Below are 22,916 nucleotides of genomic sequence, written 5' to 3'. Positions count from 1 at the left end.
AAATAATAATTATCAAAAAACAATTATTGAGTTCGATAAATTGATACAATAATTTTTTAAGTTTGGTTATGGCAAAAAGTAAATTTGAAATATCACTTGAAGAAGGTTCGCATAGGATTTTAAAAAACTTAATTGGCGAATGGCAAGGACAAACGAAAACCTGGTTTGAGAAAGATGTGCTTGCAGACGAATCAACCACTACTGGAAAAATTACCGCTTTGTTAGAAAACAGATTTATTTCTTATGATTATGATGGAAGCCTTGACGGGAAACCACTTACGGGCAAAATGATAATCGGTTTTGATATACCTTATCAAAAATTTACAGCAAGCTGGATAGATAGTTTCCACATGGGCACACAAATAATGCTTTCAAGCGGAAATGCAACTGAAAAGGGTTTTTCTGTTTTAGGAACCTATGGCAACCCGGAATATGGTGAAAAGCTTTGGGGCTGGAGAACTGCGTTAGAGGTAATAAGCAAAGATGAAATTATACTCTCTGCTTATAATATTTCACCAGAGGGTGAAGAAGCAAAAGCAACAGAAAAGATATTAAAGAGAATTTAAACTCCTTCAATCGTTTGTCGTATTTGAGCTTGTCGAAATATTCTAACTAAATCTTCGGCAAGCTCATTAAGACAGCTGGTTTAAAAAAGAGTTGGATTTGGTGTGGTACCATTTCCCATTACCGGGACTTTTAAATCAGTTCCAATAGCTTTGTTCAGTTTTTCTATAAAATAAGCTGATAGTAATGGTGAAGCCAACTCTACATTCTGGTGTACAAAAAAGTATAGGTTTTGTAAGCCTTGCTCTTTCCATTTAATGATACGTTCAACCCACTCATCCAGCCTTGCGTAATCACTCTCGTGGTTAGCGCCTACGTAACGAACAAAAGCGGTAGGTGTTGTTAAACGCATGTGTAACATATCTCTGCGTCCGGCCGTATCTACAATGATATTGGTAATGCCATTATCTTCGAATAATTTTTCAAATTCTTTAGCAATTTTGGGATTTGAAAACCATTCTCCATTTCTAACTTCTACACCTAATGGGATAACCTTTGGAAATTCTTCAATTACAGTTTTCAAACGGTCAAAATCTTTAGGTTTGAAATTATCATGCAATTGCAGGAAAGCCATTCCTAACTTTTCTTCAAAGTTGCTGATGGCATCACAATATTGTTCTACCGGTTCTTTAACGTTAATTAACCTTTTAAAGTGGCTAATTGTGTTTGTTAATTTAGGGAAGAATTTAAAGTTTTCTGGTGTTTTTTGAGTCCAGGTAATTACCTGCTCACTAATAGGCATTCCATAAAAGGTTGCATTTAATTCAATCGAATTAAATTGAGTAGAGTAATAGGTTAATTCATCTTTTGTTCCCTTTGGATAAAAGCCTTTTAAATCTGCTTTATTCCACTTAGCGCAACCAATAAAGGCCTGAAAGTTTTGTTTTGATTTATTTGCTTTTAGGATAGCTTCTGTTTCAGGAGCATCCTCAGGAAGTTTGAAATCTATAATTGATGGGTCGTCTACTTTACCGAATTGCATGTTAATCTTTATTTATTTGCTAAGTTAGTAAAGAAAAGTAAGTTTCACGTCATTGCGAGGCACGAAGCAATCTCTAAGAACTGGATTGCTTCGTGCCTCGCAATGACGCATAGCATAAAAAAAGCGCTAAGTAAATACTTAGCGCTCATTGCGAAATCTTTGAGTTCTATGCGGTTAAATTTAATAACCTAAAATCTTCAAAACCTGCTTACTATTTTGTTCCTCACCAAAAACCTCAAAATTAAAACTTTCATCTCGGTTTCTGCGAATTAATACGTGTTTTGGACTTGGCAATAAACAATGATGAATGCCTCCGTAACCGCTTAAAACTTCCTGGTAAGCACCTGTGTGGAAGAAACCCAAATACTGAACTTTACGTGTTTTAGGCATAAAGACACTATTCATGTGTGCTTCCTGGTTGTAATAATCCTGCCCATCGCATGTTATACCACCCAAGTTTACCCGCTCGTATTCAGCATCCCAATTGTTAATAGGTAAAAGGATATATTTTTGGTTTAAAGCCCAAACATCAGGTAAGTTAGTAATAAAAGAACCATCTAACATTAACCAACGCTCACGGTCGTTTTGCTGCTTTCTACCTAAAACTTTATATAAAATACCAGAAGCTTCAGCAACCGTATATTTACCAAATTCGGTAATAATATCAGGTTCCATCACATCATGGATTGCACAAATCTCTTTTATCCTTTTTACAATTTCGTTTACCATGTATTCGTAATCGAAATCGAAAACTAACGAATCTTTAAATGGCATACCGCCACCAATATCCAAAGTATCTAAATCCGGATTAATTTTTTTGAATTTGCAATAAAGCGTTACGTATTTTTCTAACTCATTCCAGTAATAAGGCGAATCAGTAATTCCCGAGTTAATGAAAAAGTGTAATAACTTAACGCGGAAATTAGGGTTATGAACGATTTTATTATTGTAAAATTCAATAATATCTTCCATACGTACGCCCAAACGCGAAGTATAGAATTGCGAATCTGGCTGTTCCTCAGCCGCAATACGAATACCTAAATTACAAGGTGTATCAATATCAACCTCATCATCAAAAAGGTTAAATTCCTCTTTGTTATCTAATACAGGAATAATGTTTTTATAACCATCGTGCAACATATCAATAATATATTGCTTGTATTGGTAGGTTTTAAAACCATTGCAAATAATGGTTGTATCTTTAGTTAAATGCCCTTTTTTCTCCAAAGCATCAACCATTGGCATATCAAAAGCCGAAGAAGTTTCTAAGTGAATATTGTTTTTTAAGGCTTCCTCTACAATGTGGCGAAAATGCGAACTTTTTGTGCAATAACAATATTTGTAATCGCCACGGTAATTGTTCTTTAAAATAGCAGTCTGGAAAAGAATTTTCGCTTGCTGAATTTTCTTGCTCACCAAAGGTAAGTATGTGAAACGTAGGGGAGTACCGTAAGTTTCAATCATTTCCATCAGGTTTAAATCCTGAAAATATAATTCATCATCTATAACATCAAAGCCTTCTTGCGGAAAGCCAACACTTAGATCAAGAAATTCTGAGTAACTCTGCATTTATAATTAAATAATTTTTGCAAAAATGTAATTTTAAATCGAGAATTAATCCTTATTGAAAATATTTTTACTGTATAGAAACGCAATAGTTTTTGGCAATAGCCTTCATCACCTCATTTGTAAATTTTTTAATTAAATTCGTGTTTAAGTCATCTCATAACATGCAGTATTCTTTCTGCGAAAAAAAGCAGGCTTTTCAGAGTAGTTTTTTAAATCTGCCTTATCATTTTATATCTTCAAGCGATTTTTTTTGAAAAGCAACTTCAGTGCTCATCGCTCCCGAAAGCCCTGCCATTCGCTGTAGCCCTCGTAAAAAACTCGGGGCTGTCGCTGCTGTCAGGTTTAAATTACGCAGTTAGTTATTACTATTTATGTTTTTTTTAAATGCCAAAATCTTCGTCCTTAATAGATGTTGCAGCAAATTAAAATTTTTAGATATGTAGTTGATTTAAATTTTAATTATCTTTAAATCAGTATATTAAATAATAGTTTAGTTTTTTTAAAGTAATTATTTCTATCAAACGTCTTCATTAAAAAACCTTAAACATTACATCTGTAAATATCTTTAATATGATTTCGATATTTAAAACCAATATTCAATCAGGAGTTGAATTAAATCAAATTGCACAGCATTTAAACAACTTATTGTCTGGTGCAAGCTGGAGTGTAGATTTGGCCGACTGCGATAAAATACTCAGAATAGATTCTAGCGTAGATAAAATTGGCGATGCGGTTTCGCTATTAACTAAATTCGGTTACAATTGCGAGAATTTGCAGAACTTTTATGCACCGCCGGTTTGGTAGGGAATTGATCGTGAATGCCAGGTAAGAGGCAATTTATTAATAAACTTTACTAAAGATTGCTTCCCCGAATTGTCGGGGCAGGCTGTGCCCCGCAATGACCTGAATATTTATTTTTACCCTTTTCTTAAGTATTTTGTTAAAATCACAATGGTTTGCCCTTCAACCTTGCCTTCAATTTGTTCGGTATTATCATGTACCAAACGGATATTTTTAACCACAGTGCCTAATTTTGCACTTAATGTAGAGCCTTTAACATCCAGTGTTTTAATCAGCACTACCGTATCGCCTTCAAATAAACGGGCGCCATTGCTATCCTGGTGAAATTCAACAGCACCATCCAATTCATGGTCGCCGGTTTTCTTTGCCCAGTCCAGTGTTTCATCCTCAAGGTACAAAATGTCTAAGCTGTCAGCCGCCCAGCCTTCATTTCTCAATCTACTTAACATTCTCCACGCTACAACTTGTACCGCCGGAAACTCAGACCACATCGTTTCTGTTAATATTTTCCAATAATTAGCATCAAGTTGTTCAGTTTTTTCAATTTGATCTAAACAAGTTTTGCACACTAAAATGCTGTTATCTGTATTGGCGTTGCTTGTTGGAGGAACTTCGTAAGCAGATAAATTATTTTCAGCGGTGCATAATTCGCATTGGTTGCCAGCACGTTTTTGCAATTCTTGTATTAAAGACATTTTGATATTGGATTTTCGGCGAAAGTAATAAAACTATCTTGAATGGATTGTGAGGTATATCACATTTGTTCCTGCCAGTGAGACATCAGCTGATAGAGAGGATGAATTAATTTAGATTCAGCATTGCGAGGAAGGAAGCAATTTTGGACCATAGATTCTCTAAAAGATTGCTTCCCCGAATTGTTGGGGCAGGCTTTGCCTCGCAATGACGCAAATAGTCTAATGCTTAATTTCAGGTAAATGAATTTCAGCCAACATACACCTTGCGCTACCGCCACCATTTTTTTCTATGGTGTAAAGCGGTGCATAAATAATCCGCGAATATTTTTCTAATGTATCAATTTGATTTTTTGTTAATGAACGATAAGCTTGCTCAGACATTACTAACAAACTTTCTCCGTCTCCAGTAGCAACTTGCAGCATATTACCTGCAAAATGGTTCATCTGGTCAAAGCTAATCGTAATAATTTCCTTACCAGTTGATGTGAGTACTTTATGAACAAAATCGCGTTCATAAAGATTTGGAATTGAATCTAAACAGATTACGGCAAACCTATCACCAATGCACATCATCACATTGGTATGGTATATCGGGAACCCACTTGCATCAACTGAATTAAATATAACCGATTTATAACCGGCTAACTGGCAAAAATTATTAAACGCCTCTACTTCGGTTCGGATGCTTAAACATGCGTAAGCGATTTTGTTTATCCTATCTAATACCATGCTACCGGTACCTTCAAGGAAAATATTGGCAGTTTCGTAAAAACTTAAATCGTTAATATAACTAACTTCAAATTTATCTTTCAAACCATCTAATATCTCTTGTCTACGCTCCAACCTGCGGTTTTCAGAAAACATTGGATAGAGAAAAATAGCTCCATCTTCATGAAACGAAACCCAATTGTTTGGGAAAATAGAATCCGGCGTATCTGGTTGTAAGGTATCATCAACAACCGTTACATCAACATTTTTGGCTCTTAATAAATCTACAAAACCATCAAACTCTTTCAAAGCCTGAACTTGCACATCACTTTCGGTTGAGGCAACCTGAAATTTATTATTTTCTGCCGTTTGCTCGTTGAATTTAAAATCAACCGGGCGTATCATTAAAATGTGGTTTGTTGTTTGCATTTTTAAGTTGTAAGTTTTACGTTATAGGTTGTAAGTTTGATATTGTAAGTTGTTGTTAAGTTAATCGGTGCGTAATACGTATAACTTAAAACCTATAACTCAATTCGTCTCTTAAAATTGGTAAACTCATACAGTGGAAGCCTCCTCGAGCACGAGATAATTCTGCCGAAGGCATTAAAATTAAGGTATCGGTAATGGTTTCGGTATCTACTTTCCCACTTTCTAAATCCTGTATCAAATCTTTAACATCCACCACATCAAATCCGGCTGCTTTAAAGGCTTCAACTGTTTTATCGTTTCTGTCGTAACCCAAAACAACGCCTTCTTTAATGGCTAAAAGATTGCAAGAATCTGTCCATTGTTCCCGAGAATCATAAGGAAAAGTATTGTTTCCGCTGTAGATAATTTTGGTTGGTTTATCACTTTTTAAATCGTTCTGACTGATGTCGTTCAGTAGCGCCTCTACGTGTTCGAACACTTTAGGCTGACCTGGGTTTGATTTCGTGAATTGAATTGCTGTTGTGGCTTCAAGTTGCTCAGGCTCTTTCAAGAAGTTAATAGGCTCATGTGGGTTGTATTTCGGAGAATGTGCGATGCTATTTAAAATTACCCATGTGTTTCGGTTTACTTGCGTAAAAACCGTATCCAAGTGCATATAATCTCTTTTACTAGGGATTTTAACCACCGTTACTTTTTCTACAACATTATTCTCGAACAGCAATTTAATAGCTTCATTTGCACCATGTTCTGATGTTCGCTCACTACAACCAATCAGTACATGATTTTCGCTCACCATCATTACATCGCCGCCTTCAAGCGTAGTGCTAAAAGCAGGTTCATCGCCGGGGCGAAGGAAATGCATGGTAACATCAGGTATTTCGAGTACATTTTTGCGATAAGCTTCAAATAGCGGATGGTTAAAGAATATATAACGCATTAAAAGCGTTTCGCGAACGCGGGCTTTTTTTGCCGGTTTATTTAAAAGTATATGATTGTTAATCGTGGTGCCAACATCCCTGGTAAAAATTAAGTTAGGGATTGGTGCAAAAATCATCGTATCGTTGCCTAAAGTTCCGGAAATAAAGATTTCGGCTAATTGTTTAGGGTCGGTATCAATTAATTCTAACTGAACTTTGTAAGTAACACCTTCTATTGCACAAACGGCTGCAACCAATTTTTTTCTAATTGATTCATTTTCCAACATTTCGCTTAATAAATTCTGAATCTCGATAACAGATTTAGAACTGTGAAAATCTGGATGGTTTGGTTTATAAAAGTTTCGGTTTCCTTCTTCCGAATCGATTTGTGCAAGCTTTCCTCTGATTTTTTCAGGATCGAGGAAATACATGAGCAACTTTATGTAGTAATCGTACTCACCTTTGCGGATGGTATCTAAGTGCACAATGTCTTCAAAAAGCCAATCTTGTGCTTTTGATGGCACAACTTTTCCTAAACCACTATCAGGACTGTGAATTAACAACTTACGCAACCGACCGATTTCGGTTTTTACGTTTACTTTAAAATTCTGATTTTCTGCGCTCATATATAAGTTAGTTATTGCAAATTTATTAGAATTATTCAGATATGAGAATTGAGATTATAGATTTGAGATAGTGCTGCACAATAACGGTTCTTTATAGCACAAGCCCGGATTAACTAAACCTTCAATTACCATGGTCTGTGTCTTTACATGTAATTTAGTTTGATAAAAGATGTATTTCGGTCTGTGGAGACACAAACCGAGGCGTTAACTCAGCATTTAGATGCACAAAGCTGGATATGCACGCAGTAAGAAGGTACTTGGTTTATTGCATAAGCCCGGGTTAATTAAACCTCATAGCAACGGCAGCGCCCGATTTTCGATTTTTCATCGAAATAAATCGGGACTAAAGCGGATAGGAGGACTGATGTGCGCCAAGCGTACTGAAATTGCTTTCCAAAATTTAAATATTATAGCTCAAGCTTTGGTCTTTCAGCTTTCCGCTATAATACCTATTTTTGCGTCATGAATTTTATTATTACCGCTACGCTTGATGCTGTTAAAGCGCTTTATAACGAAGAAATAGCTGAAAGTGTTATCAATATACAAGAAACCCGCAAAGAATTTGAGGGACAGGTTACTATTGTTGTTTTTCCGATTACTAAAATTTCTAAGAAATCTCCAGAACAAACTGCCAACGAAATAGGCGAATATTTAGTTGCAAATGTTGAAGACGTTACTGCTTTTAATGTTGTAAAGGGATTTTTGAACCTGAGCATTTCAGAAAGTTATTTTTTAAAACAGTTTAATGAAGAAACCCTTGCTGATGATTTCGGGGTTTTTAAAGCAAACGGAAAAAAGGTAATGGTAGAATACTCATCTCCAAATACCAATAAACCGCTGCATCTTGGTCATGTTCGGAATAATTTACTAGGCTATTCGGTTTCTGAATTGCTAAGAGCATACGGGTATGATGTTGTAAAGGTTAACCTGGTTAACGATAGAGGAATCCATATTTGTAAATCGATGCTGGCCTGGCAAAAATGGGGTAATGGAGAAACGCCGGAAAGCTCGGGTTTAAAAGGCGACCATTTAGTTGGTAAATACTATGTGATTTTTGATAAGGAATATAAAAAAGAGATTGATGCGCTAAAAGCTGAAGGAAAAACTGAGGAAGAAGCAAAGAAAAATGCACCGTTAATTAAAGAAGCACAGCAAATGTTGCTGGCATGGGAGCAAGGCGATGAAGCAGTAGTTTCGCTTTGGAAAACCATGAACGAGTGGGTTTATGCGGGTTTTAACGTTACTTATAAAAATCTGGGTGTTGATTTTGATAAATTTTATTATGAAAGTAATACCTATTTATTAGGGAAAGATACGGTTGATGAAGGTTTAGCGAAAGGTGTTTTCTTTAAAAAGGAAGATGGATCTGTTTGGATTGATTTAACTGCCGATGGCCTGGACCAAAAACTGGTTTTACGTGCCGATGGAACATCGGTTTACATTACTCAGGATTTAGGAACTGCTGCAATGAAATATGATGATTACCAAATGCATGAATCTATTTATGTTGTTGGAAATGAACAGGATTATCATTTTAAGGTGTTGTTCTTAATTTTAGATAAACTGGGTAAAAGCTGGGCAAAAGGATTATATCATTTATCTTATGGTATGGTTGATTTACCAAACGGTAAGATGAAAAGCCGTGAGGGAACCGTAGTTGATGCGGATGAACTGATTGCGGATATGATTGCAACTGCTCAGGAAAAAACGGAAGAATTGGGTAAAATCAATGATTTTTCGGATGAATACAAAACAGAGCTTTACAAAAATATTGGTTTAGGTGCTTTAAAATACTTTTTACTTAAAGTAGAGCCGAAAAAGCGTTTGCTTTTCGACCCAAATGAGAGTATTGACTTTCAGGGTAACACCGGACCATTTATCCAGTATACGCATGCCAGAATAAAATCATTGTTAAGTAAAGCTGCATACAAACCTGAAGTGGTTAGTCCGGATGCTGGTGCGTTGTTACCTGTAGAATTGGAAATGATGATGTTGCTGGCAAAATATCCCTCAGAGATAGAGATAGCGGCCAAAGCGCATAGTCCCGCGAGTTTAGCAAACTATTTATATGAACTAGCTAAGTTATTCAATAAATTTTACCATGAGATTCCGCCGATTGTAAAAACGGAAGCTGGCGCAAGCAAACAATTCAGGCTTAACCTGAGCAAGAAAACAGCAAATATTATCTATAAAGGTATGTTGATTCTGGGAATTACTTCGCCAGAAAGGATGTAAGAGGTATGCATGTTGTTTTATGTGCAATGGAAGATGTAAAATGGAAGATGGAAGATGGATGATGTTTGATGGAAGATGTAAAATGGAAGATGTTTGATAGGAGATGTATTTTAGGGAGTTTTTTCCTGAAATCTTTAATCAACTTGTATGTATGAATTAATTTTGCTTTGCATTGCAGCCTTTGCTGCAGGATTTATAGATGCAATTGTAGGTGGTGGCGGTTTATTACAGACGCCCGCTACCTTGCTTATTCTACCAAATTATCCGGTAGCAACCTTGTTGGGCACAACTAAAATTCCATCGATTGCCGGAACCACTCTAGCTGCCATTAAATATTCTAAACCTGTAAAATTTAATTACCAGGTTTTGGTGGCTTGTGCAATTACAGCATTTTTTTCTGCTTTAGTTGGTGCATTTTTGGTGAGCAGGATTGATAATTCGGTTATAATGCCTGTTATTCTGATTGTTTTAATTTTGGTTGCGTTATATACCTATTTCAACAAGCAGTTTGGTATTCATCAAGCTAAAGCTCATTCTATAAAACAGCAGGTTTTAATGGCTATACTTTTTGGACTAGTTATTGGTTTTTATGATGGATTAATTGGCCCGGGCACAGGTTCTTTTTTGATAGTAGTTTTTATAGCCGTGCTTGGTTTTGATTTTGTAGCGGCAAGTGCACATGCTAAAGTTGTAAATATTGCAACCAATTTAGCTGCAATATTATACTTTAGTTCAACCGGACATATTTTATTTCAATATGCCATTCCAATGGCTTTATTTAATATTAGTGGAGCATATTTTGGTACTAAATTAGCTTTGCTAAAAGGAAATAAATTTATACGAATCTTTTTCTTAATCGTTGTTTTTGGTACAATATTAAGGTTTGCTTATGATGTTTTATTAAAATGATCTGTAATCAATTATCAAATAATTAATAACCAATTTTCAATATCTAATAATCAATATTTAATATATAACATCAAAGGTTTTACTTATTATTGATTCAATACACGTTGCTCCTTACCCAATGCCCGCAAGGCGGCAAACAATTTCCAATCTTTAATAGATAGCGTATTTGCGCAACATTCAATTAATTGTCGGCAAGTATTTTAGGAGCACAACAGTTTAAATTTGTTAACCTTTGCTAACCTTCTTTAATCTTGTTTTACAGCTACAGCCTTCTTTTTTCTGAATGTTGGGAAACTCATCGGGCTTTTTGCAGGTCTTTCATCACCCAATAGGGCACCCCATTGTTTGAATATATCGGTGCGGTCGAAAATAATTTTTAACACCGCTACTATCGGCAAGGCTAGGAACATACCGGAGACGCCGGCTATACTTCCCCCAATAAATACCCCTAAAATAGCAAACAATGCATTAATTTTTACTTTAGAACCAACAATGCGTGGCATCAGAATATTGTTATCTAAGAATTGAACGAATGCGATAACTCCTAAAACCGTTAATACCGGCCATAATTCTTGCGATGAGGTAAGTGTTAGCAGTACGCCAATCAGGTTTCCGATTAATGCGCCTACATAAGGTATTAAATTTAATATGGCGAAGATTACACCAATTAGCAAGGCGTGTTTTATGCCGATTAACATCAAAATTCCACCCAGTAAAATAGTCATATAAGTAATCTGAATCAATAATCCTATCAGGTAGCTTTTGATGATAGATTCTGTTTCGTAAATAGCATCTTTAACCTTTGGATGGTGTTCTGTGTTGAACCACATAAAGATAAATCTTAGTAAAATATCTTTATAAAAAAGCATTAAGTAGATATAAATTGGCAGTAAACCAATAAATACAAATACACCACTTAAGGTTACTGCCGCACCACCAGCCATTGATGTGCCCATATTCATCAAATCATCACTTTTGTCCTGGATAAAGGCTTTTTGTTGGTTGGTATCGTATTTAGAAACCCTGCTTATCCATTCGCTCAATGATGAAATATGTTGATTAACGTTTTGCTTTATTTGCGGGAAATCCTCTGCCAGGATGCCAATCTGATTGGAAAAGAACCAGATGATTAATCCGACAAAGAATACCATCAATAAAATTGGCAAAATGATAGATAAGGTTTCCGGGAACTTTTTACTTTTTAAAAAGCGATAAACCGGAAGTAGCATAATGCTTATGAAAAATGCCATTAAAATCGGCATTATAATGTCGCGACCGACCACCATTACCGCTACCAAAGCGATTAGGCCTAGTAATTCAATCGAACGTTTAACGGTTAAAGGTAAATTATTAGTCATAGTTTTGAGGTTTTCAGATAAACATCCATTGCATCTAAATGTTTTAAGAATAATGATAATTGAGTTTGTTAATGTTTAATTCCTTTCAACATTGAAATTTTTTTTTAATAGGATATTGTTTTTATTTAATCCTTTAGATATTGAAAATTTGTCTAACTAGTTATTGTTCACTTGCTCCTTTGTACATTGAAAATTTGTTTAATTGGTTATTAATAATTGGCTTTTACCTAATTGATGTATTAGCAAGTTAAACCCAGTGCGATTTATTTTCCTTAAATTATTACTTTATCCTCATACTATTCATCATTTATTAAATTATTTTTGCGCTTGCATTAAAATAAGACATGGACAATCAGGATACTATCATTGCATTATCAACGCCACCAGGTTCGGGCGCTATTGGCGTTATACGTTTATCAGGCCCTGATGCCATACGCTTGAGTAATGCTGTTTTCTATGGTAAAAACCTTGAGGAGCAGGCCAGTCATACTTTACATTTTGGTTTAATTAAAGATGGCGAAAGCATTGTTGATGAGGTTGTTGCGGGATTGTATGTGGCGCCAAAATCTTATACTAAAGAGCATGTTGTGGAGATTTCCTGTCATGGCTCTAACTACATTATTCAACAAATTATTAACCTGCTGATTAGTAAAGGTGCGAGGGCTGCTAAACCCGGTGAGTTTACGCTCAGGGCATTCTTGAATGGCGCTTTTGATTTAAGTCAGGCAGAGGCAGTTGCCGATTTAATTGCTTCAAATTCTAAAGCTTCTCACGATGTAGCCATGCAACAAATGCGTGGCGGCTTTGCTACCGAACTAAAAGCTTTACGAGCGCAGTTAATTCATTTTGCATCGATGATTGAGCTTGAACTCGATTTTGCGGAAGAGGATGTAGAATTTGCTAATCGCGAACAATTACGTGCCTTAGTTACTAAAATCAATCAGGTTTTAGGTAGATTGATTTCTTCTTTTGAAATGGGTAATGTAATTAAAAACGGTGTGCCTGTGGTTATTGCCGGTAAGCCTAATGTTGGTAAATCGACCCTTTTGAATGCACTTTTAAATGAAGAACGAGCCATTGTTTCGGATATTGCCGGTACTACCCGTGATACAATTGAGGATGAATTGACGATTGGCGGCGTGGTGTTCAGATTTATAGATACGGCTGGGATTCGCGATACTGCTGATATTATTGAGGCGTTAGGCGTGGAGCGTACGCTCGAAAAAATGAAGCAGGCCAAGCTGATTATTTATATGGCAGATGCCAGCCAAAGTATTGCAGAGCTTGAAGAACAAATCCATGGTTTGGTTCAGCTTGATATTCCTTATTTGATTTTATTGAACAAAGCCGACTTAATCAGTGAAGAGCAGCAAAAAGCTTACAAGGATTTAAGTGTTGTCTTTATTTCTGCAAGGGAAAATCATGGTATTGAAGAGCTTAAGGCAACTTTGTTAGAACAAGTGAATTTACACCACATTAATACCAGCGAAACATTAGTAACTAACATCCGCCATGTTGAAGCATTAAAACAAACGGAAAATGCTTTGCAAAGGGTATTGAATAATGTAGATAATCCGGTTACTTCTGACTTTTTAGCAATGGATATTAAACAGGCACTTCACTATCTGGGCGAAATTACGGGAACGGTAACTACGGATGATTTATTGGAAAATATTTTCACCAAGTTTTGTATCGGGAAATAGCATCCAATTAATTAAACATCATCTTCGATTTTGCGGAACACATCTCCATAAATATTGGATTTAAAAAGCTGAAAAATCAATTTAGTACTATTACAGTACTCTATCTATGCTTTATCCCTACTTTATCTACGCTTTATCTGTAAACTTGCGTGGGGGTGAGGGTTATAAGGTTTATACGATAATTACTGTAACGTGATATGTTTGAAAGGATGGGTTTTTAGAACCTGTTAACAGGTTTTCTGTGGAAAATAATTACCAATAAACCATTCCCTATCAGTTAAGTTTAGTACAACAATTTCTTATTTCTGAGTATGTCTGGAACATTAAATATTAAAAACAATGGTTCAATAGCTTACATCTGCATAAGTGAACTGCCATTAGGTGAGCATGAGCCTTTTTTCTTTGTTTATTGAGTTTTTGGATACTTTCCTGAACGTTTTGTTCCAGCGTCTCTTATCATGTTTTTCGGTTTCCGCTGTAGTATAGAAAAGATTTTATTTTTTCTTTTAGACCTTGACATGCGTAAATATATGAATTAGATATTTTCACTGAAGGAACGAAAAATAATTTTATCCTTAATTATTATATGAATTTGCATATAGTTGGGTGAAATGTTTTATTTTATATCTTTTTGAATATAATTAACTATATTTGATTGAAATACGAGTAATTGCATATAATGGAAAATCTTTCACAGTTTATAAAAGCGAAGCGCAGAGAAGAAAAGTTAACCCAAGAAGAATTTGCAGATAGGGCAGGTGTTGCCCTTACAGTGATACGTAAGATTGAACAGGGAAAACAAAATCTAAATTTATCTAGCGTAAATCAAGTACTAAAAATGTTTGGCTACGTGTTAGTTCCAATTGAAGAAAATCGTGTTTCTCAAAATAATGAAGTATGAGAGTAGCTGAAATATTTTATCAAGATATATTGGCAGGATTACTCATTGAGACAAATGATGGAGAGTATACGTTTGAATACGATAAGGATTATATCGAAAACTATCCAAATCAATTTCTTACTTTTTCTATGCCAGTAGTTATAGGAAAATATAAAGAGAATAGATTGTTTCCATTTTTTGAAGGCTTAATTCCAGAGGGATGGCTTTTGGACATTGCATCAAAAAACTGGAAAATTAATCCCAACGATAGAATGGGTCTACTTTTGGCCTGTTGCCAAAATTGTATAGGTGCTGTGAGTGTTAAACCCGTAAATGCAACCGATGAATAAGAACTGTTTATATTGTTATAATCAACTGCTAGAAGGAACAAAAGGAGATTTTCACGAGGATTGTACTTTAGATTTTTTTGGTACAAAAGAACAGCCGGATTTTTCATATTCTTTAGAGCAAATGGACGAGTTGGCGCAGCATGTTATCGAAAGAAGTATCGCAGTTCCTGGGGTACAGCCAAAGTTATCTTTGACGATGGTAAATTCTGCCTTAGATGATGGCAAGAACGGTAGGCTTACTGTAGTTGGTGCTTTGGGAGGTAATTATATATTTAAACCACCTTCGTCAATATTTCGAGAGATGCCACAAAATGAACATTTAACAATGCGAATGGCTAAAGCTTTTGGAATGAAAACTGCAAAATCTAGTTTAATTCGTTTGAAATCTGGGGAACTCTCTTACATCACCAAAAGATTTGACCGAACTGATTTGGGTGAAAAGAAACATATGATTGATATGTTTCAAATTTTGGAAGCCTTTGATAAATATAAAGGTTCCATGGAGAAGGTGGGTAAAGCAATAGGGCAATATTCCAATCGTACTGCATTTGACCAACTTTATTATTTTGAGCTAACTGTTTTTAGTTTTTTGACAGGTAATAATGATATGCACCTTAAAAATTTCTCGTTACTATTAGATAATGATAGGTGGAGTTTATCTCCGGCTTACGATTTATTAAATGTGGCAATCGTGAACCCTGAAGATAAAGAAGAACTAGCTTTAACATTGGAAGGCAAGAAGAAAAAACTAGGGGTGGAGCATTTTCAGTATTTGGGAAATAAGCTTGAGCTTAATAAAAAGCAAATCAACAACGTGTTTAAGCGCTTTGTTAAATTTAAACCTTTAGCAGAAGATTGGATTAGGCGTTCCTTTTTATCAGAAGAATACAAAAAAAAGTATCAAATTCTATTAGAAAGCCGATATAACGTTTTATTTAAAAATATGTAAATTTTTAACTTTTGTACCTTAGTTAACTACCTAATAATCAAAGTTACTCTACTTTCTGTATCGGCAAATAAAATCCATGTTTGAAGATGTTATCCTCATCCTCAATTCTTTGTAATACTATCGAAGGAAGATAAATATCCTCCAAATTGAAATTTTTAGTTCTGGAGGCATTGATTTAAATCTAAATATTCTATCAAGCTCTTAATACACTTTAACAATTGTTAAATGCTTGATGCCTATGCATTTAAAATTATGACTATACACGTTAAAATGCAATAGATTTTGAGCAATATCAAAATGTAATATTATTTAAATTCTCTATATTATTGTTATGTAATTATGGCAGAAGCTTAAAGAAATTATAACAGGAGTTGAGATTGTAGTATCAGCTTTTTGGATTTATTTATGCGCTATAATTATTGAAATTATGTTAGTTTGATAAAAACATTAAGGCGAAACCGGATGGTTTCGCCTTAATAACTTAATTTGATTATTAGTGTAAAAATCTGGCTTAATTTCTCAATAATTCCAAATAAATCTTCTTTCAGTTGTTGGGTCAATTGCCACGTCAATATTAAACTTAGCTTCTGATTTGTAAGTTTTATCTTTATAAGTAGCCGGAATCCATTCCACATTAAAAACTTTATTGTCGAGGTCTACACTTGTTTTGTATTCGTAACCATCTAAAACATATTTTACGAAATATTTTACACGACCTGTTTCACTGATGAGGGCAGTAACTTCACCCTTTAAATTAGCTTTTGATGTTTTCTGCTTTGCAGGAATTTGTTGAATGAATTCAGAAATCAATAAGCCTTTAAATTGTTCTGCAGAACAGATAGGAAAGGGTGCCTGAAATTTTTCCTGCACTTCGGCATTGCTGTCATCCACTTTAAATTCGTAATCCGCAATTTGCTTTTCTGATAACAAAATCAGTTTTTTTAGGTTGTAATTATACCTTAAAGTCACATTTCCGTTTCTATCAAAACAATACCAATCGTTTGCCCGATTGCCATTTTTGTAGCTACCGCTTAGCAAAATTCCTCCTTTGGAGCTTGTAATCTTAAAAGGTCCGGATTTTTTACCGTTTTCATCGAGCTGATAATTCGCCACCGAATTATCTTTTAGTTTCTCCGTTTTGTCAACGTTAAATGTTAAAACACTTAAAAATAGTGTTGAGACCGTGGTAATAAGTGAGCTTTTCATATTTTAAAATTTAAATAATTTAGATAGAATAAATTTAGTGTACAATGTGCACAGTTGCGCAAAATATGCTAAGTAAATGAGAAAGCGACCAAATAAAATACTTGGTCGCTTTCTTATGTTTGAAGCTAAAAAAACTTCATATTGGTAATCCTTTTTATCGGTTATCTAGAACCTTTATATTTTATTTTCAAAGAATAAACGCGTTTGGTTGACGTTTGATTCCAATCAAAGTTTAATGTAAAAGTTTTTGTAGCCGGATCGTATCTGTTTACAGAACCAGGTATGTTTGCTAATGTGGCATTACCTAGGGCTTTCATTGTAACCAGGTTTGTAGCCGGGTCAACTGTAGCTTGTAAGTTATCAATACCACCTACACCTGATGACCCACCAGACCATCTTAAGTTACCAATTTGTACAGTCGTTAAGCTTACTGTAGTTAATGTAACATCAGGGTTTGTACCAGTCGGGCCGTTTAATGCATCACCGGTAGTTGGTGTGGTCGGGTTTGAATAACGCTGAACAAAACTACCTTCCTGAGGTGTATAAATGCCGTCGTAAGCATTTTTTGCGTTTACGTTTAACAGTATGGTTCTAAAATTACCGCTAATTACTCCTGATGATGCTGAAGAAATGGTAATAGGCAAAACCTCTTGTTTACTAAAATCGAACTGACCCGGTTTTAAAGGAATTGTAAATGTAGCCTTGTTAGTACCTTGTTTAATAACTACACTTGTTCCGGTAAAGGTATAGCCATTGCCGTTTAACATTGAATAAGTTGTGCCTATCGCTGTATTATAAGTATCAATTGTACTAGCCGGGGCTAAGCCAATATTAACTGTAATATCTTGCGGCGCAAATTCCTGCGGACCAGAATAGCTTACCGTAATTGGTAAACTAGGTGTTTCAGTTGTTGCATAAGCAAAGGTATATAAAGAGTATGGTGCACCGGTTTTTACAATAGCAGCCGGATTAGCAAACTCGATAACATTTACACCTTTAGAAGGGTCAAGATCTGTTACACTATCCTTCAAACATGAAGAAAGTGTTGTAGCAATTGTAAGTGCTAATAGTGTATTAAATATGATTTTTTTCATTTTTCGATTAATTAGGATCCCAAAAAATTAATGATGTAAATTTATTGATGTTAGCCGGAACATTAGCTGGGTTTAAATTATACTCTTGTTGAGGATATAAAACTCTGGTAGGCAATTTATCAACGTGGGTTGAAATAGATTTTAATGATGCAAATGTTGCAATCGGATTAGTTGAAGTATTTACAATTCTAGGATACGTTGTTCTTCTAAATTCATTGAATGCTTCATCATTTGAAATCATATTTAAAGCAATATATTTTTGAGTGATGATTGCTTCAATTTTTTGGTCTGTAGTTGCAGCCAACGAGAAATTTACCAAAGGACTTGTTGCATTCAGCGTTCTGTATGAGGCTACATCAGTAGCAACATCTTTTGTGCCAGGAACAGTATTTGAAAAATCTTTGTACAAATAATTAAACGATTGGGTAATACCATTGTAGAAAGCAGTTTCCGCGTTGCCGGCAAGATAATTTCTGGTGTAAGCTTCTGCTAATAAGAAATTTGCCTCAGTTGCTAAAATTATTGGTGTTCCCATTGTTGGGCCTTTAACAACACCAAACAGAGGTGTTCCAGATACGCCATCAGAAGCACCTCCGGTAATCCATGCAGAACCAGCAGCAGCAGCAGCAGGAACTGAAGATGATTCATCACCTAACTGGTTGATAATGTTAGATGGGAAACCTCTGTAGATAACTTTTCCTCTGAAAGCATCAGAAAGTTTGTTACCGTCGTAAAAGCTGTATATCCATTTTGTAGGAATTCTGCTTGTTGTTGTGTTGGTACCTGTTGTCGTAAATCCTATTGAATTGTAAACTGGATTTGGTCTATCTGTTTTAACATAACCAGGTTGAACAATCGCATCTGCTGTAAGCACACCAATAGTTGTATTAAAGCTGCTAAATGCTGGAGTTGTGTAAGTTTGTAAACTTGGTACACCAGCCATTTTAATCAGCATTCTTAATTTTATCGTATTGGCCAATCTTTTCCAGTTATTCATGTCGCCTGCAAAAAGTGGGTCGGCACTGGCAGCAACTTTTGCTGTTGCAGCATTTGCCTGTCCGGCTGTAATGTCAACAATTGCTTTATCTAAATCGGCAATACAACCTTTATACACATCGCTTGCAGCGTCATATTTAGGCGATAGAACTGCTGTTCCTTTTAGGGCCTGAGAGTAGGGTACATCATTAAATTGATTCACCAAACGCTCAAAAGCAAAGGATTTCATAATTCTTGCAATAGAAGTCGAATAAATCAAAGTTGGATCTGCAACTGTGTTTTCTAACACATATTGAAAATCCTGTGCATTATCGTAAGTTGAAGTCCATAATCCCTGGTAATCTCCAGTACCAAAATCGTAAGTTACTACCGAGCCAAAGCCACCAAAACCACCAGCATTAGCTCTGGCCCCAGAAAAATCTGCTAAGCTTAAGCTAAATGAATTGCTAATAGAGGCAGCACCTACAATAGCCTGAGGCAATATTAAGTTTGGAGTAGCAGATGTTAAACTGTTCGGATTGGTATTTACATCAAGATACTTCTTACAAGCACTTGAAAAAATCACCATCCCACTAAGTAATATATATTTAAAAATCTTTTTCATATTCTTCTTTTGCTTATAACGTTACAGATAAACTAAAGCCGTAGTATCTTCCTGGAGGCGTTTGACCTAATGAAGAGAAACCAATGGCATTACTTGATGCTCCTAAAGCACTATACTCTGGGTCTGTGTAAAGGTTTGTTTTAGGCGTGAATAACAATAAGTTACGTCCTTGTAGGCTAATTGTAGCTCTCTTAACAAAACCAACATTTTTTAATACTGATGCAGGTAAATCGTAGCTTAATGATGCCTCACGTAATTTCCAGAATGCAGCAGAGAATGTATAGTTGCTATTTACGCCTGTATTTGTTGGTCCGTTTGTCCAAAAATCTACACCACCTGTGTATGTTGTAATGTTTGTGTTTTCAACATAAGTGTTGGTTGCAGGATCAAGGTATGATGAGTTTGGTACAACAAAACGTTCTCTGTTAAAGAAAGTTGTTCTGATACCAGCACCAGAGAAATCATAACTACCAGCACCAAAATACATAACATTACCAGTACGGTATTCCCAAACGGTTGCAAAACGTAAACCTTTATAAGATACACTAGCATCTAAACCTAAACGTGTTTTTGGTTCAGTTATGCCTAAAGTAGAAACTGCAGTAGTTACAGATGGCATACCTGTAAGTCTATCAACAATTACTCTGCCTTGATTATCTTTTTGGTATGTTGTTCCTTTTAACAGTGGGAAAGGCTGGCCAACTTCTGCAACGATTTGTGAAGTTCCAAAACTACCTAATGAGATGAACGATTGATCTGTACTGATTGAAAGCACTTTGTTTGCATTGTAAGTATAGTTTGCACCAATGCTTACTTCAAGGCCACCGGCAGTTCTGATAGGGGTAACGCGAACAGCAGTTTCAATACCTTTATTTTGCACCTCACCAGTATTAGTCAGGTAATTTGTATAACCTGTTGATGAAGGAATCTGAGTACCGATAGTTTGGTCAACCGTGTTTGATTGATAAACGGTTAAGCTTGCTGTTAATCTGGATTTTAACATCTCTAAATCAAAACCAGCTTCAACCTGTGTAGTTACCTCTGGTTTAATATTTGGAGATACTACCTGGTTACCAATTGTAAAACCTGGAACGTTGTTATACGGATATCCGTATGCTTGCCCGAAGGTTGTGTTTAATGCGTAAGGGTTAAGGTTTACCAAACCTACTTTAGACCAACCACCACGTAATTTTAAACTTTGAATGGTGTTTGAAGTTTTTAAGAATGGAATAGCATCAGAAGCAATGAAAGCTAAATCTGCCGCCGGGTAAAATAAAGATCTGTTTTCAGGATTCAAAAGTGATCTCCAGTCATTTCTACCGGTAACGTGTAAGTATAAATAATCTCTAAAACCTAAACGGGCATCTACATAAGCACCAAACTGTCTAACTAAAGAGTTTGATTCTGATGCACCAGGATTTTGCGTTGTATTACTAATGTTATATAAACCACCAATAACCATTGCTGATGAAGAAACGCCAATACCCTTAGCTATGTTGTTACGTGAACTTGCACCTAAAATAGCATTTAAAGAGAAATCTTTGTTCAGTCTTTTTTGATATTGTGCCTGAAACTCAGGGTTTAACTGTGTTGAATAATTTGCACCATCACTAACACCACCAACTATATTCTGGAAATTTGAAGTAATTCCAAGTCTGTAATCAGAATATGTAAATTTATCTGTCCAAGCTTTATTAGATGAATTTTGAGTTGATAAACTTACACGGAATAAGATAGATAATTCTGTAATTGGTTTATAGCGTAATTGAGCATTACCAGTCAAATAATCATTTCTTACTAACTGACGGTTATTATCAATTGCGAAATATGGATTTTGATAATACTCATTGTAGTATCCGTTAGGATTTGAGAATGGATCTTCTTTCCAGTTTTTGTAAATAGTAAGCGGAATTTGTCCGGGAGTTTGTAAAACGTTATCAAATACTGAAGAAGTTGCAGTAGTTAAATTGTAACGGTTTTGAACATAGTTTGCATTAAATGAGAAATCAAACTTATCGCTTATTTTACGGTCGCCATTAACTCTGATGCTAAAACGGTTGTATTTATCGCCTGGCATTGTTGCCGTTTGGTCGAAATACTGACCTGAGATATAATAACTGCCTTTTTCATCACCAGAAGAAATACTTAAATCTTCCTGGTTACCAATACCAGTTTCCCAAAAGCTGTTTTTGTTTTGACTAGAATTAAATGAGTAAGGTACAGTTTGAATTGAACCATCAACTAATGGCTTACCAATCGGACGTAAAGAGCCATCAAATGCCGGACCATACTGCTGGTTTTCATACGGTGTGTAGGTTTTAATATCATCCGGACCGGTACCAGAACCAAAACGTTCTTGAATTTGAGGTAAGAATGCAGTTGATTCAAAAGTGCTTGTATGTGATGCTTTAATTTGAGCAACACCTGCTTTACCTTTTTTAGTTGTGATAATCAAGGCACCATTTGATGCATCCGAACCGTACAAGGCAGCAGCACCAGCACCGTTTAAAACCTGGATATCTTCAATATCCTCAGGATTTAAATTACCTAAGATGTTACTTGGTACGATAACGTTATCTACAACTACTAATGCCTGGTTGTTACCAGTTAAAGAGCGGTTACCACGTAGAACAATACGAACGTTCGGGTTAACACCAGAACTTACCGCATTTACTTGTAAACCCGCAACTTTACCACTCAATGCACTGGCAACGTTAAATGCCTTACCTTGAGTAAGCTCGCCTGCCTTAATGGTTGTAGCCTGGTTACCTTGTTGTCTACGCTGGATGCTAACACCACCGGCTGTTACCACAACTTCATTTAATGCCTGCGCATCAGAACTTAAAGAAATGTTAATTACATTACCTGCAGGGATGCTTGTTTCTGTAGTTTTGTAACCTAAGAAAGATACTACAATTGTTTTTGCATTTGCAGGAACCCTAAGGCTGAATTTTCCATCAGCTCCTGTTTGTGAACCCACGCCTGTGATGTTCTTTACTCTCACTGTTGCACCAGGGATGGGAACTCCGTCATCTTGTGAAGTTACTGTACCGGTTACTGTTCTCTCTTGTGCCATTGCAGTGCCCGCAACGAATACAAGTATGAACAAACTCTGTAAAAGTTTTTTCATGAATAATCGAATTTAGTTTAGTTAATGTTAAGTTAATTAGCTAAAACTATGTCGAAAACTGCATGAAACAAAATTATTACATGCTAAATCATAGCAAATTTTGGAGTATTTGGCAAACCTGCAAAAATGCAATAAGTCAAGGTGAAAATATTAGCACATTTTTGCTATGAAGATTTATTTTGGAGCTGATTTTGCCCTAAAACATTAGTTG

General features: G+C 35.6%; 18 protein-coding genes. 8 read left to right on the top strand and 10 right to left on the bottom strand.

Annotated features, from left to right (window positions below; translation table 11 throughout):
• Positions 1 to 68: 68 nt before the first annotated feature.
• Positions 69 to 566, top strand: a complete 498-nt coding sequence (locus tag LUA86_RS06600; protein ID WP_231459823.1) for a DUF1579 domain-containing protein — start codon at positions 69 to 71, stop codon at positions 564 to 566.
• An 80-nt stretch (positions 567 to 646) separates the two neighbouring features.
• Here LUA86_RS06600 and LUA86_RS06595 read toward each other — a convergent pair whose 3' ends face one another.
• A complete protein-coding gene (locus LUA86_RS06595) occupies positions 647 to 1,546 on the bottom strand; it encodes a DUF72 domain-containing protein (protein WP_231459822.1) in 900 nt (299 codons plus the stop codon).
• Positions 1,547 to 1,726: 180 nt separating this feature from the next.
• A complete protein-coding gene (locus LUA86_RS06590) occupies positions 1,727 to 3,115 on the bottom strand; it encodes an arginine decarboxylase (RefSeq protein WP_231459821.1) in 1,389 nt (462 codons plus the stop codon).
• Positions 3,116 to 3,685: 570 nt separating this feature from the next.
• On the opposite strand from LUA86_RS06590, the gene LUA86_RS06585 reads away from it, so the two are divergent.
• Positions 3,686 to 3,919 carry a hypothetical protein gene (locus LUA86_RS06585; protein WP_231459820.1) on the top strand — a complete coding sequence of 78 codons (234 nt, stop codon included), beginning with the start codon at positions 3,686 to 3,688 and terminating at the stop codon, positions 3,917 to 3,919.
• A gap of 113 nt (positions 3,920 to 4,032) precedes the next feature.
• Here LUA86_RS06585 and LUA86_RS06580 read toward each other — a convergent pair whose 3' ends face one another.
• The 3 genes from LUA86_RS06580 to LUA86_RS06570 form a co-directional block, all read right to left on the bottom strand.
• Positions 4,033 to 4,611 carry an alkylphosphonate utilization protein gene (locus LUA86_RS06580; protein ID WP_231459819.1) on the bottom strand — a complete coding sequence of 193 codons (579 nt, stop codon included), beginning with the start codon at positions 4,609 to 4,611 and terminating at the stop codon, positions 4,033 to 4,035.
• A 219-nt stretch (positions 4,612 to 4,830) separates the two neighbouring features.
• Complete coding sequence (gene ctlX, locus LUA86_RS06575; RefSeq protein ID WP_231459818.1) at positions 4,831 to 5,748, bottom strand: citrulline utilization hydrolase CtlX; 918 nt, start codon at positions 5,746 to 5,748, stop codon at positions 4,831 to 4,833.
• A gap of 85 nt (positions 5,749 to 5,833) precedes the next feature.
• Positions 5,834 to 7,291, bottom strand: coding sequence for an arginine deiminase family protein (locus LUA86_RS06570; protein WP_231459817.1), 1,458 nt, complete (start codon positions 7,289 to 7,291; stop codon positions 5,834 to 5,836).
• A 462-nt stretch (positions 7,292 to 7,753) separates the two neighbouring features.
• On the opposite strand from LUA86_RS06570, the gene argS reads away from it, so the two are divergent.
• The gene (gene argS, locus LUA86_RS06565; RefSeq protein ID WP_231459816.1) at positions 7,754 to 9,526 is read left to right on the top strand and encodes an arginine--tRNA ligase; all 1,773 of its coding nucleotides are present in this window, start codon (positions 7,754 to 7,756) and stop codon (positions 9,524 to 9,526) included.
• A gap of 147 nt (positions 9,527 to 9,673) precedes the next feature.
• On the top strand, positions 9,674 to 10,435 hold the full coding sequence (locus tag LUA86_RS06560) for a TSUP family transporter (protein WP_231459815.1): 762 nt from the start codon (positions 9,674 to 9,676) through the stop codon (positions 10,433 to 10,435).
• A gap of 245 nt (positions 10,436 to 10,680) precedes the next feature.
• Here the strand turns inward: LUA86_RS06560 and LUA86_RS06555 are convergent, their stop codons facing one another.
• A complete protein-coding gene (locus LUA86_RS06555) occupies positions 10,681 to 11,793 on the bottom strand; it encodes an AI-2E family transporter (RefSeq protein WP_231459814.1) in 1,113 nt (370 codons plus the stop codon).
• A 344-nt stretch (positions 11,794 to 12,137) separates the two neighbouring features.
• Here LUA86_RS06555 and mnmE point away from each other — a divergent pair, with 344 nt between their 5' ends.
• The 4 genes from mnmE to LUA86_RS06535 all read left to right on the top strand — a co-directional run bounded on the left by mnmE (position 12,138) and on the right by LUA86_RS06535 (position 15,675).
• A complete protein-coding gene (mnmE, locus tag LUA86_RS06550) occupies positions 12,138 to 13,496 on the top strand; it encodes a tRNA uridine-5-carboxymethylaminomethyl(34) synthesis GTPase MnmE (RefSeq protein WP_231459813.1) in 1,359 nt (452 codons plus the stop codon).
• Positions 13,497 to 14,175: 679 nt separating this feature from the next.
• Positions 14,176 to 14,397, top strand: a complete 222-nt coding sequence (locus LUA86_RS06545; RefSeq protein WP_231459812.1) for a helix-turn-helix domain-containing protein — start codon at positions 14,176 to 14,178, stop codon at positions 14,395 to 14,397.
• Entirely contained in the window at positions 14,394 to 14,726 is a 333-nt protein-coding gene (locus LUA86_RS06540; protein WP_231459811.1) for a HipA N-terminal domain-containing protein, read from the top strand. The genes LUA86_RS06545 and LUA86_RS06540 overlap by 4 nt, the downstream gene beginning before the upstream one ends.
• Entirely contained in the window at positions 14,719 to 15,675 is a 957-nt protein-coding gene (locus LUA86_RS06535; RefSeq protein WP_231459810.1) for a HipA domain-containing protein, read from the top strand. The genes LUA86_RS06540 and LUA86_RS06535 overlap by 8 nt, the downstream gene beginning before the upstream one ends.
• Positions 15,676 to 16,194: 519 nt before the next feature.
• Here LUA86_RS06535 and LUA86_RS06530 read toward each other — a convergent pair.
• The 4 genes from LUA86_RS06530 to LUA86_RS06515 all read right to left on the bottom strand — a co-directional run bounded on the left by LUA86_RS06530 (position 16,195) and on the right by LUA86_RS06515 (position 22,705).
• Positions 16,195 to 16,881 (bottom strand): hypothetical protein, encoded by a 687-nt coding sequence (locus tag LUA86_RS06530; RefSeq protein ID WP_231459809.1) that lies wholly within the window; start codon positions 16,879 to 16,881, stop codon positions 16,195 to 16,197.
• A gap of 161 nt (positions 16,882 to 17,042) precedes the next feature.
• On the bottom strand, positions 17,043 to 17,975 hold the full coding sequence (locus LUA86_RS06525; RefSeq protein ID WP_231459808.1) for a DUF1735 domain-containing protein: 933 nt from the start codon (positions 17,973 to 17,975) through the stop codon (positions 17,043 to 17,045).
• A 7-nt stretch (positions 17,976 to 17,982) separates the two neighbouring features.
• A complete protein-coding gene (locus tag LUA86_RS06520) occupies positions 17,983 to 19,575 on the bottom strand; it encodes a SusD/RagB family nutrient-binding outer membrane lipoprotein (protein WP_231459807.1) in 1,593 nt (530 codons plus the stop codon).
• Between the two features lie 13 nt (positions 19,576 to 19,588).
• Complete coding sequence (locus LUA86_RS06515; protein ID WP_231459806.1) at positions 19,589 to 22,705, bottom strand: SusC/RagA family TonB-linked outer membrane protein; 3,117 nt, start codon at positions 22,703 to 22,705, stop codon at positions 19,589 to 19,591.
• Between the last annotated feature and the right edge of the window lie 211 nt (positions 22,706 to 22,916).

It is taken from the genome of Pedobacter sp. Leaf132 (assembly GCF_920984695.1).
Classification (GTDB): Bacteria; Bacteroidota; Bacteroidia; order Sphingobacteriales; family Sphingobacteriaceae; genus Pedobacter.
The sequence above is the reverse complement of the archived record's forward strand: the minus strand, read 5'-3'. Positions and strand labels throughout refer to the sequence as shown.

Coding starts and splice junctions, on each gene's coding strand:
- LUA86_RS06600 (WP_231459823.1), top strand. CDS start 69: ATGGCAAAAAGTAAATTTGAAATATCACTTGAAGAAGGTTCGCATAGG.
- LUA86_RS06595 (WP_231459822.1), bottom strand. CDS start 1,546: ATGCAATTCGGTAAAGTAGACGACCCATCAATTATAGATTTCAAACTT.
- LUA86_RS06590 (WP_231459821.1), bottom strand. CDS start 3,115: ATGCAGAGTTACTCAGAATTTCTTGATCTAAGTGTTGGCTTTCCGCAA.
- LUA86_RS06585 (WP_231459820.1), top strand. CDS start 3,686: ATGATTTCGATATTTAAAACCAATATTCAATCAGGAGTTGAATTAAAT.
- LUA86_RS06580 (WP_231459819.1), bottom strand. CDS start 4,611: ATGTCTTTAATACAAGAATTGCAAAAACGTGCTGGCAACCAATGCGAA.
- ctlX (WP_231459818.1), bottom strand. CDS start 5,748: ATGCAAACAACAAACCACATTTTAATGATACGCCCGGTTGATTTTAAA.
- LUA86_RS06570 (WP_231459817.1), bottom strand. CDS start 7,291: ATGAGCGCAGAAAATCAGAATTTTAAAGTAAACGTAAAAACCGAAATC.
- argS (WP_231459816.1), top strand. CDS start 7,754: ATGAATTTTATTATTACCGCTACGCTTGATGCTGTTAAAGCGCTTTAT.
- LUA86_RS06560 (WP_231459815.1), top strand. CDS start 9,674: ATGTATGAATTAATTTTGCTTTGCATTGCAGCCTTTGCTGCAGGATTT.
- LUA86_RS06555 (WP_231459814.1), bottom strand. CDS start 11,793: ATGACTAATAATTTACCTTTAACCGTTAAACGTTCGATTGAATTACTA.
- mnmE (WP_231459813.1), top strand. CDS start 12,138: ATGGACAATCAGGATACTATCATTGCATTATCAACGCCACCAGGTTCG.
- LUA86_RS06545 (WP_231459812.1), top strand. CDS start 14,176: ATGGAAAATCTTTCACAGTTTATAAAAGCGAAGCGCAGAGAAGAAAAG.
- LUA86_RS06540 (WP_231459811.1), top strand. CDS start 14,394: ATGAGAGTAGCTGAAATATTTTATCAAGATATATTGGCAGGATTACTC.
- LUA86_RS06535 (WP_231459810.1), top strand. CDS start 14,719: ATGAATAAGAACTGTTTATATTGTTATAATCAACTGCTAGAAGGAACA.
- LUA86_RS06530 (WP_231459809.1), bottom strand. CDS start 16,881: ATGAAAAGCTCACTTATTACCACGGTCTCAACACTATTTTTAAGTGTT.
- LUA86_RS06525 (WP_231459808.1), bottom strand. CDS start 17,975: ATGAAAAAAATCATATTTAATACACTATTAGCACTTACAATTGCTACA.
- LUA86_RS06520 (WP_231459807.1), bottom strand. CDS start 19,575: ATGAAAAAGATTTTTAAATATATATTACTTAGTGGGATGGTGATTTTT.
- LUA86_RS06515 (WP_231459806.1), bottom strand. CDS start 22,705: ATGAAAAAACTTTTACAGAGTTTGTTCATACTTGTATTCGTTGCGGGC.